This window comes from Deltaproteobacteria bacterium (genome assembly GCA_016180855.1).
Taxonomy (GTDB): Bacteria; UBA10199; UBA10199; order JACPAL01; family JACPAL01; genus JACPAL01.
The window spans coordinates 1-9,873 of sequence record JACPAL010000020.1 but is presented as its reverse complement, the minus strand read 5'-3'; the positions used below and the strand labels follow the sequence as shown (position 1 = coordinate 9,873).

Genomic DNA, 9,873 nt, shown 5'->3' with positions numbered 1-9,873 from the left:
TGACTATCACTTGGCCAGCACCATCTCTCGTAAAGTCGACAGCTCCTCTATAAGTTCTTGCGTTGCGGTAAATCCACTCTGCTACTGAACGATAGCCCCTTGGAGCAGAGCTCTCACGAAATATGACATGACCAACATTATTCGCACCACCAACAGGGCCTGAAAAGGGCGTTGCCTTATCAATAACCCTTACGAGCTTTGGAATATCCAGGCTAGCCCAAGTCCAATCCGGCCTTGGAGTATGGATGAAACCCCCGGGACCTGCGACAGCGATCATGTGTGACATAAAACCCCCTTTCATGTGTGACATAAAACCCCCTTTTTGTTTAAGTTGATACCCCCCCTCACAACCCCTTGGAAGAGAAGGGCCAACCTTGTTTTATTAATTTTTATAAAACTCCCCTAAAGACAAAGTCGCCGGCTCCTCGACGTACCCTCAAGTACGCCTGCGTCGCGGCTCCTCGGGGTGCCTTGCAGCTGGGCATTTTTGAACAGTCCCCAAAAGCCATTTTCCAACACACCCAAATGGTGCGGACATCGCCGTGCGCGGGGTCATTTTTAACCATTAATATTGTATAATTGACTAATATAACTAGTCATATTATAGTATTAACGGTTATGTTCATAGTAGACGCTGTTAAATTTCGAGAGGCGGTCAGGACCAAATACCGGTCTATCGAAAAACTGGCACGGAGCTTGGGAATCCATCGGAATACGATTCATTATTATCTCTCGGGCCACCCCGTCCTGCCTCCTGCCCTGGAAAAAATGCTCGAGTCGTTGGGACTCAAGCCATCAGAAATCCTGATCGAAAGAAAAAAAGACGACACGGAGAGTTTCAAAAAAGTTGCCGCCGTCGTCGACCAGTTACATCAAGAATTTCCGAACATCACTTTTGTCCTCTTTGGCTCGCGAACTCAAAAGAGGGCCCACCGTTATTCAGATTGGGATATTGGTGCCTTTTCAAAAAATGGACTTCCCCACCCCATCTATAGAAAGCTTCTGAGACGCAAAGATGAGCTGGTCGAATCTCTCCCTGTGATGATCGATTTGATCAGTCTCAATCGAGCCCCCCCGACCTTTCTGCAGGAAATATCAAAAAACTGGCTCTTTTTGAGTGGAAATCAATTAGACTGGCTCGAGCTTCAGAGGAGTAGCTCCCAATGAAAAATTCGGATAATGAGAAGCAGGATAAACTGAAAGATGCAATCCAAAAACTGGATCATGCACTCAGTTTTTTAAAAGAGACAAAGAAAGATTCACTCTACGCCGCGGCCATTTCTAAAAGCTTCGAGGTCTGCCTTGAATATGCCTGGAAAGACCTGAAACGAAGGATCATTGAAGAAGGAATCGAGGTCTATAGTCCAAAGGAGGTCATCAAACAGGCAGGACGACTTGGGATGATTGGCGATGTCGAAAAATGGCTCGACTTTTTGGAGGATCGCAATCTCGCCGTTCATGACTACCTTGGTATTTCCGATGAGGAGTACCTCAAAACGATTCAGGACTTTTTACCTGAAGTTAAAAAAATCGTGGTTAAGAAATAGATGATTACCCCTGAAAAACAAAAGAGACTTGAGGAACGAATGAGGAGGCTGGGCATTTTTGAGCCCGATCTTGAGGAGCAATTTATTCGGGGGACGGGGCACGGGGGGCAGAAAATCAATAAGACCTCCAGTACGGTCTTGCTTCGGCATATCCCGACAGGGATTGTTATTCGGTGCCAGGCAAGCCGGAGCCAGGTAGAGAACCGTTTCTTTGCCAGGCGGCTTTTGGCCGACAAGATCGAGGCCCAAATCCTGGGGAAGAGGAGTGCGGAGCAACAACAGAGGGAGAAGATCCGTCGGCAGAAGAGGAAGAGATCAAAACGGGCGAAAGAGAAGATGCTTCAGACAAAGCATCACCGTTCAAAAATCTTGGCAAACCGCCAAGTGTCCAAAGAATGATTTGGACCTGCTTAAATTTTATCCCAATGAATGTCTCACCTGCCCTGCATGCAGGATCTCCTTCTTGAGATCCTCCGGTTTACCTTGTTTCCAGAGGTGGTAGATGTTGGAGGTCAGGTTGCGGTGGATGAACTGATCCGGCTTTTCGGGTCCGAGTCGCTTACCCAAAAATTCCTCCAGAAAGAGGACATCCTCCCGGATCGGGGCCCAGGCAGGGTTTTCGCGGATCAAAAACTTGAGGTTTTCCCAATTGAGGTAACGTCCCGTATCTTCAATATCCTCTCTCAAGGTGGGGAGGTATTTTTGAAGGAGCTTCTCCTTCCCCTGCTCGATCAAACTGCGTAAACCGCGGCCTGTTCCAATGAAGGTTGGGGGGACACCTAACGAGGCGAAGACCGCCACAAACGCAATCGCCCTTGGCAGTTTGATCTTTTGTTTCTCCATGCTCCGAGAATAGCCAAAGTGGCCGGAATGGGGGATCCTTTCCCTGTGGGAAGGAACATATTGGACGATGTCGTTAATCATAGGGGCAAGTTTTCGGATGACCGGTCGATAAAAGGTAGAAAACTGTTCGGCCAGGGTCGTCATCTCATGAATCTCTTTATCCGAGAAAAGAACGGCCCGATGGCGGCGGAGTTCACGGTTCAAAAAGCGGATCGCCTTTTTGACCTGGGGCAGCGGGTAGTCGTAGCGAAAGGCGGATTGAATCGTAACGGTTCGAACCCCTGCGTAGTTTTCAAGAAATCGTCCTAATCGGGTCGGCGAGAGCCCTCCCCGAAACGGCAGGCTTCCGACCCCGATGATCGGGTAAACCGGTATTCCCGACTCCTCTTCAAAACGGTAGTATTCTGAAATGGCCGCCCTCGCGGAGAGGACGGCCGGGATGAAGCCGGCATCAAGCGCCGGATCGGATCTGGCGATGAACGGCCGTAGATAGTGAGGTTTGTATTTAAAAAGTTTCTCATACCCCCGGACATATTCGTGGAGGATCCGCCGTGACTTGAGCAACGTGACACTCCCCTCAATCAGAGGAATCATCTCGATCTTGCCAAGCCCCGCCACCACCTCTTCAAAGATCGCCTTTTCGTATTTAAGCGCCTCGCGGTATTTTTTGATGACCATGAGAAGTTGCGAGGCGTCGGTTGTCATCGGGAGGATCACTTCAAAAAGGGGAGGGGTGTGCAGTCGGTATTCCTTGGCGGTATGAGCCGCGGTGATCATTGTCATATAGGCACGCGCAAGACGATGTCCCTTCTCATGCCAGATGTTCGGGACACGGAAGGTCAGGAATTTGTCACGACCCAGCTGTTTTTTGCGGAAGTACTCCTCATAACGGTGGAGAAGCCGGTCGACAACCGCCTCATCAACGAACTTCCCCTCCCAGTCCCACATGTATTCGTCACAGTCGAGGTCGGAGAAGACCCGGTAGCACTCGCGGACCTCATCGATCGTTGAGATGAACGGATTTTTCCCCCAATAGGGGATTGAGGCATTATCCGGATGTTGTGTTGCGATAGTTGATGGGATCTTGCGCACGTCCCTCCCTTCCTATAATGAAAGGGGATGCAAGTAAAGAAGAGCGGTCCGCTCATGATCGTCCTCGCGGCGATTCTGTTCTCCTGTATGGCGGCCTGCATCAAGGCGGTTTCCCCAAGGATTTCGGTAGCGGAGTCTGTTTTTTTTCGCTCATTGGTCCCTTCGATTGCTTTCGGCTTTCTCATGGTTCGTGAGAGGCTATCGTTTCGGACCTCTCACTTTCCCCTTCTGCTGACCCGCTCCCTTCTGGGACTCCTGGCGATGTCCTGTAAATTTTATGCCCTCGGTCATCTTGCCTTGGGAGATACCGCTATCTTGGGGAGCACATTTCCGATCTTTGTCGTCCTCTTTGCCTCCTTTTTTTTGAGCGAAAAGATCACCGGGGGACTCATGTTTTGGATTCTGGTCGCCTTGGGCGGTGTCGGGTTGATTCTCCAACCGCAATTTGAATTTCTTAATTATGCGGGATTGATTGCGCTCCTCTCTTCCGCGTTGACGGCCCTGGTCGTCACCGTGATTCATCAGCTTCGGCAGATCGAGAAGGCGACCCGGATCATTTTCTACTTCTCTGTGACCTGTCTTCTTGTCTCCCTCCCCGTCATGCTGCAGGATTTTGTCTGGCCCGATGCGCGGGAGCTATCTTTTCTGCTTGTTGCGGGCGGTTTGGCAACCTTGGGACAGTTTCTGATTACCTATGCGTATGGATTGGAAGAGATCTCGAAGCTCTCCCCGCTTTCCTATGCCGGCATTCTTACTTCATTTATACTGGGGATTATTTTTTGGCATGAGGTCCCGACCTGGGAGGCGATCGTCGGTGGCCTTGTGGTTGTGCTCTGCTGTGTACGGATAATTAGAATGAGAAAACCGGAGCCGATTATCCCTGTCTAGGAATTCCCCAACAGCTCTACCTCAAACACCAGCGTCGCGTTGGACGGTATCACACCACCTGCTCCCCGTTCACCGTAGCCGAGCTGGGGAGGGATGATGAGTTTTCTCTTCTCGCCGACCTTCATCATGAGGACCCCTTCGTCCCATCCCTTGATGACGTGACCCATGCCGACCTGGAACTGGAAGGGGGTCCCGCGATCGACGGAGCTGTCAAATTTGGTGCCGTCGGTCAACCAGCCGGTGTAGTGGACCGTAATCGTCTGCCCCGGTTGTGGCGAGACACCTGTCCCCTCTTTGAGAACGATATATTTTAAACCTGATGCGGTGGTTTGTTCCTGCCCTGCTGTCGCCATAGAAGCCTCCGGTGCCGGGGCGGTAGCGGCCCCTTCTGTTGTTGGTTGGGATTTTTTTGAACAGCCGAAGACTAGAACGGCCATCATGGTCAAAAAAATTGCTCGATTCATGATACCCCCTTGGTTATGTAGAGATGGACTAAACATTTTTGAGCCGGCAAACAAGTGAAATTTTCTAACCAAACACCGCTTCTTGTCTCTCCCGCCTGGATTGAGAAACATTTGGAAGATCCTCTCCTTCGCATCATCGACTGTCGCTGGATATTGGGCAAGCCGGGGGAAGGGAGACGACACTATGAAGAGGGACATATTCCGGAGGCGGTTCATCTCGATGTTGATGAGCAGCTTTCCGGAAAGGCGGGGTCGGGTCGGCATCCTATTCCTAGACCAGCGGATTTTGAGAGGACGATGAGTGAGATCGGTGTGGGAGTGGATACTTATGTTATTGCCTATGATGCGGGGAACGGGATGCCGGCCCCACGCCTCTGGTGGCTCCTGCGCTATTTCAGTCACGAGAAGGTCTCTGTTCTTGATGGGGGGTGGAAGTTGTGGGTGAAGGAGGGGAGACGAGTTGCAGCTGGACCCTCACCCCGATCCTCTCCCGTTGACGGGAGAGTGTGGATTGCCGGAGGCAGGCCGGGTGAGGGCTTGGTCGGCAAATCTTATGTCGCTGCCCAACTGAACAACTCCTCGATCACCCTCATCGACGCCCGTTCTCCCGAACGTTACCGAGGCGAAATAGAACCGATCGATAAACGGGCGGGTCACATTCCCGGCGCGATCAATGTTCCGTTTACGCAATGTGTGGATGAGCAGGGGAGATATCGTCCCCCCTCTTACATTAAGAGGGGGGCAAGGGGGGAGATACAAGAAACTATCTGTTACTGCGGCTCTGGCATCACCGCTTGCACAGATATTTTTGCACTCAAATTGGCGGGAATTGATGCCAAACTTTACGAAGGTTCGTGGAGTGACTGGAGTAATGATATCGATCTACCCATAGAGACTAAATGATTCCCGTTTTCCGGTTGATCTTTGACCGAAGTCCTTCGATTCATAAATTCGGTGACGAATTTATTCACTCAGGACTAGTGCTGAGCGAGTAATTTCATTGATTTTTTTGGCTTTTCAGATACGTCATGGTAATTACGAGTCGAAGTACTAAGGGATCGATATACCGATGAAAACTTCGGATCGAAGTACTGAAGGGTGTGTTGAAAAATGGCATTTTTCAACAGTCCCCTGAACGAGTCCGAAGGACGAGTCGAAATACGGGGCGTAGCTCAGCCTGGTAGAGCGCTTGCTTCGGGAGCAAGAAGTCGTAGGTTCAAATCCTATCGCCCCGACAGGAGAAAAGTTTTTTATCAGGTACTTATGAAACTCGGCCTTGTCATTTATTCCAGCGATCCCGAAACCGTCTGGAACGCCTTTCGGCTCGGAAACCTTGCCTTGAAGAAGGGGGATACGGTCAAGGTGTTTCTCCTGGCAAAGGGGGTTGAATGCGAGTCGCTCGATACCGATCGTTTCAAAGTGACCGAGCAGATGAAAACGCTGGTCGAAGGGGGCGGTCAGATCCTCACCTGCGGTACCTGTCTCAAGATTCGTGGGCAGGACGCGACGGAATTATGTCCCTTGTCTACGATGAGCGATCTCTACGATTTGATCGCCGGGTGTGACCGAGTCCTTTCCTTTTGAACTTCTGTTCAAAATTTGATTGACCGTATTACTCTGTCCTTCGACAAGCTCAGCACTCGAAGGCTCGACCCTGTCTCGTGCCTTTCTTTGACATCGGCAGCCCAAAAAACAATTTGACCTTAGAGCCAACTCAAAGGTTTATAATGCCTCTATGCATTCGGGGTTGTTTATTGGCGAGTTGTCAAAACAATGTGGTGTCGATCCGTGGACGATCCGGTACTACGAAAAGGAGTGTCTTGTCCCTGTCGCTCCGAGGTCTTCCTCCCGCTATCGCCTCTATCCGCAAGAAACGATTGATATAATCCGATTTATCAAGACAGCACAGGGGTTGGGCCTCACCCTTGAAGAGATCAAGAAGGTGATCGAGGCAAAGAGGCTCAAAGGAAAGCCCTGCGAACATGTGGTGGAACTCCTGGAGACGAAAATCTCGGCCCTGCATCAAAAGATGAAGGAGATGGGAAAGTTGAGAAATTGGAAGAAGGTTAGAAACAAAAAAACGACCTGTATTTGTGAGATCATCGAATCGGCAGGTCGACGAAAGAGAGGGGGGAAGAACTGATGCAACAACTATCACGAATCACTGCCGTTGGTGCCAGTGCGGCGGCCTTCTTTGGGTCTTGCTGTGCCCTGCCGCTTCTTTTGTTGGGGTTGACCGGAACTGTTGGTTTTGCCTCGGCACTGGTTCCCTACCAGAAGTATTTTACGATTCTGACTATCCTCTTATTGGGAACCGCCTTTTATCTGGTTTACGGAAGGAAACAAGCAGTTTGCGAGGATGCCAAACTCTGTAGCCCGGCCAGTCAGAAATGGACGAAGATCCTCTTGTGGATCTCGACGGCGTTGGCGGCGATCTTTTTGATCGGACCGCATTTGATTGCATCTTAAGGGGGCAAGCCGGCAAACGACAGCCAGTGGCTGTCGGCAAACGGCGCGGCAGTTATGAATGACAAATGTGCCGATGGAATTTGTGAAGTTACCGACAAAGAGACAGCCCAAGCCCCGGCATCTACTGTGAAAGAGAGGTATGATTCATCGCCTATCTGTTACTGTTTCCATATTTTCAGGCAGGATATCGAACAGGAGATCAAAAAAACAGGGAAGACAATGATACCGGATTTTTTAAGGGCTCAAATAAAAGCCGGTAACTGTCGGTGCGAGGCGGTCAACCCAAAGAAGAGTTGTTGCCTGGGAGATATTTCAAAGGCAGTCAAAGAGATTCAAAAAAAGCCCTTCGACTCTCCGCCTAAGGCGGATCGCTCAGGGCAGGGAGGAACAAAATGAAACAAACCATCACTATCGTCATGGCATTACTTCTGCCGGGACTGCTGTCAGCGGCAGAACCTCAAATCTTGAAGATGAAAATCGAGGTGATCGGGAAAAGGGAGAGGGGATTTGCAAGTACGGATCACCCGCGACCGCTGACCAGATCATTCAGGAAGCGAACAAGACGGGGTTCAAGACCTCCAAACTCAACTGACCCGAAGATGTTTTTTCAGGTCGGGGAGTTTTCCCTCAAGAACCTCTCTTGCATGGATTCGGCAATCGAGAAAATGGGCGAGGAATTGAGGTTGGTCTTTGAGCATCTCCCGAACCTCTGACTCCGGGAGATCGAGAAGGGCGATCGTGCTGACATATTCGGTTTCCTGATCGCTGGAATATCTTTGAAGGAGCGTCAGCGTCGGGGTCTTCTCAATGAATTTCTCCCGGACGATCTTCACGAGGAGGTCAGGGGGAATATGGCAGTAACAGACCTTCATAGAACAATGGGTGCATATCCCTGCTTGATCCACTTCACGAGGCTTGGGTGTGCTTAAACCCTAACTTTTTCTGCCGTCATCCGCCCAGTCAAAAAATTGGGTGGGATTGTTAACTTCCCCAAGAGGCACATTTACAGTTTGAGCCATTTCAGTGATAAGACTCGCCGCCCATCCGTAGACATTGTGTTCTATGACTTGTGCCTTCATCCGGCCGATCCGTCTTTTTTGTTCCTCGACAGGCATTTCCAGAGCGACCCGGATCACCTCGGCGAAGTCGGCTCGCGCGTAAGGGTTCACCTGCAGTGCCTCCTGAAACTCGCGTGCCGTACCGGCGAATTCGGAGAGGATCAGCACCCCGTCGCCCTGATCCCGGGCGGCAACGAACTCCTTGGCCACCAGATTCATCCCGTCGGAAAGGGAACTGACGATGCAGGTGTCGGCCATCTTCAAGAATTGATAAACCGTCTGCGAGTCATGGTGGGCCTTGAGGAAGATCACCGGTTTCCATGATTCCGTCGCGTGCCGCCAATTGACATGGTCCACCTTCTTTTCCACCTCGGTGATAAAGTCACGATAACGGGGGATATGGACCCGGGAGGGGGCGCCCAGTTGGACAAAGGTGACCTTTTCCTTGTATTGAGGGTACTTCTCGAGGAACCGATCGATCGCCCCGAGCCGCTCCGGGATCCCCTTGGTGTAATCCAGCCGGTCCACACTCACGACAAGGCGGGCTGTCTTCAAGTCCAGCTCGCCCCGCAACTCTCCCTCCCTTTTGCGAAATACCTCCTCCGTCGGGCTCCCCCGTTCGGCCCATGGCTCAATACTGATCGGAAACGGTTTGACCAGCGTCGCCCTGTTTTCCTGTAGCACCGCCGAGCGATCCCACTCGATCCGGATCGGGAGAAAGCTGTTCACCGTGTCCAGAAAGTTGTTGCAATAAGACTGGAGATGAAACCCGACGAAATTCGCCCCGAGCATCCCTTCCAGGATCTCCCGCTTCCAGGGACAAACCTGAAACAGTTCGGAGGTCGGCCACGGAATATGCCAGAAAAGACCGATCACCGCATCGGGACGCCGCTCCCGAATCAACCGTGGTAGCAATGTAAAATGATAGTCCTGCACCAGGACGAACGGTCTCGTCTTGCCGAATTCTCGAACCACTGCATCGGCGAACTTTTCGTTGACCTTCCGGTAGACCAGCCAGTCTTTCTCCTCGAATTCCGGGCGATGGTTGGTCAGGTGACAGAGGGGCCAGAGCGCTTCGTTCGAGAAACCGTAGTAATAACCTTCTTCCTCCTCGCGGGTCAGCCAGAGACGTTTCAGCGTGTAGGAGGGGGCTTGCGGGGGGACAAGGACCTTCCCCTCCCGATCCACGGTGTCACGGTCCCCATCCCCTGCGCCGTGGGCAATCCAAAGTCCGCTCGTGGCTCGCAGTACAGGATCCAATGAGGTCACCAGCCCGCTGGCGGGAATGATCACTTTATGCTGCCCATGCTCCTTTACGTGCATGTACGGTTCGCGGTTTGAGACGACGATAAAGGGGTTGTCACCCAGATGAGTAACGGCATGGGCCTTGAGCCGGGCCGGTGTCCATAAGTCGCTGACCTGCCGCTCCTTGGAGACCTCCCGCGCCGTCTCTTTGGCGGCACGGAGCCGCGCCGTTAATTTCTCGACCTCGCGCGTGACCGGCTTCAGGAG

Annotated in this window: 13 protein-coding genes and 1 tRNA gene; 10 read left to right on the top strand and 4 right to left on the bottom strand. The window is 51.6% G+C overall.

From position 1 onward, the window contains the following. The first annotated feature begins 618 nt into the window (after positions 1 to 618). From HYT77_09535 to HYT77_09525, 3 genes are read left to right on the top strand one after another with little or no spacing between them, the layout of a single operon-like run. Positions 619 to 1,167, top strand: coding sequence for a nucleotidyltransferase domain-containing protein (locus HYT77_09535; protein ID MBI2068238.1), 549 nt, complete (start codon positions 619 to 621; stop codon positions 1,165 to 1,167). Next, positions 1,164 to 1,547, top strand: a complete 384-nt coding sequence (locus HYT77_09530) for a nucleotidyltransferase substrate binding protein (GenBank protein ID MBI2068237.1) — start codon at positions 1,164 to 1,166, stop codon at positions 1,545 to 1,547. The genes HYT77_09535 and HYT77_09530 overlap by 4 nt, the downstream gene beginning before the upstream one ends. Further along, entirely contained in the window at positions 1,548 to 1,946 is a 399-nt protein-coding gene (locus HYT77_09525; GenBank protein MBI2068236.1) for a peptide chain release factor-like protein, read from the top strand. It begins immediately after the preceding gene. 18 nt (positions 1,947 to 1,964) lie between these two features. Here HYT77_09525 and ppcA read toward each other — a convergent pair whose 3' ends face one another. Then, positions 1,965 to 3,482, bottom strand: coding sequence for a phosphoenolpyruvate carboxylase (ppcA, locus tag HYT77_09520; protein ID MBI2068235.1), 1,518 nt, complete (start codon positions 3,480 to 3,482; stop codon positions 1,965 to 1,967). A 27-nt stretch (positions 3,483 to 3,509) separates the two neighbouring features. Here ppcA and HYT77_09515 point away from each other — a divergent pair, with 27 nt between their 5' ends. After that, positions 3,510 to 4,370: a DMT family transporter gene (locus HYT77_09515; protein MBI2068234.1), complete on the top strand. Its 861-nt coding sequence runs from the start codon at positions 3,510 to 3,512 to the stop codon at positions 4,368 to 4,370. On the opposite strand, the gene HYT77_09510 is transcribed toward HYT77_09515, so the two are convergent. Beyond that, on the bottom strand, positions 4,367 to 4,834 hold the full coding sequence (locus tag HYT77_09510) for an FKBP-type peptidyl-prolyl cis-trans isomerase (GenBank protein ID MBI2068233.1): 468 nt from the start codon (positions 4,832 to 4,834) through the stop codon (positions 4,367 to 4,369). The genes HYT77_09515 and HYT77_09510 overlap by 4 nt on opposite strands. 54 nt (positions 4,835 to 4,888) lie before the next feature. On the opposite strand from HYT77_09510, the gene HYT77_09505 reads away from it, so the two are divergent. The 6 genes from HYT77_09505 (at position 4,889) to HYT77_09480 (ending at position 7,699) form a co-directional block, all read left to right on the top strand. Next, positions 4,889 to 5,737: a sulfurtransferase gene (locus HYT77_09505; GenBank protein MBI2068232.1), complete on the top strand. Its 849-nt coding sequence runs from the start codon at positions 4,889 to 4,891 to the stop codon at positions 5,735 to 5,737. Positions 5,738 to 5,995: 258 nt separating this feature from the next. Next, positions 5,996 to 6,069 (top strand) — tRNA-Pro (locus HYT77_09500). Between the two features lie 28 nt (positions 6,070 to 6,097). Then, a complete protein-coding gene (locus HYT77_09495; protein MBI2068231.1) occupies positions 6,098 to 6,418 on the top strand; it encodes a DsrE family protein in 321 nt (106 codons plus the stop codon). Between the two features lie 151 nt (positions 6,419 to 6,569). Next, the gene (locus HYT77_09490; GenBank protein MBI2068230.1) at positions 6,570 to 6,977 is read left to right on the top strand and encodes a MerR family transcriptional regulator; all 408 of its coding nucleotides are present in this window, start codon (positions 6,570 to 6,572) and stop codon (positions 6,975 to 6,977) included. Continuing rightward, positions 6,977 to 7,303, top strand: coding sequence for a hypothetical protein (locus tag HYT77_09485; GenBank protein MBI2068229.1), 327 nt, complete (start codon positions 6,977 to 6,979; stop codon positions 7,301 to 7,303). The genes HYT77_09490 and HYT77_09485 overlap by 1 nt, the downstream gene beginning before the upstream one ends. A 54-nt stretch (positions 7,304 to 7,357) precedes the next feature. Further along, positions 7,358 to 7,699 (top strand): hypothetical protein, encoded by a 342-nt coding sequence (locus HYT77_09480; GenBank protein ID MBI2068228.1) that lies wholly within the window; start codon positions 7,358 to 7,360, stop codon positions 7,697 to 7,699. Positions 7,700 to 7,887: 188 nt separating this feature from the next. Here HYT77_09480 and HYT77_09475 read toward each other — a convergent pair whose 3' ends face one another. After that, the gene (locus tag HYT77_09475) at positions 7,888 to 8,175 is read right to left on the bottom strand and encodes a hypothetical protein (protein ID MBI2068227.1); all 288 of its coding nucleotides are present in this window, start codon (positions 8,173 to 8,175) and stop codon (positions 7,888 to 7,890) included. A 60-nt stretch (positions 8,176 to 8,235) separates the two neighbouring features. Next, complete coding sequence (locus HYT77_09470) at positions 8,236 to 9,684, bottom strand: trehalose-6-phosphate synthase (GenBank protein ID MBI2068226.1); 1,449 nt, start codon at positions 9,682 to 9,684, stop codon at positions 8,236 to 8,238. Between the last annotated feature and the right edge of the window lie 189 nt (positions 9,685 to 9,873).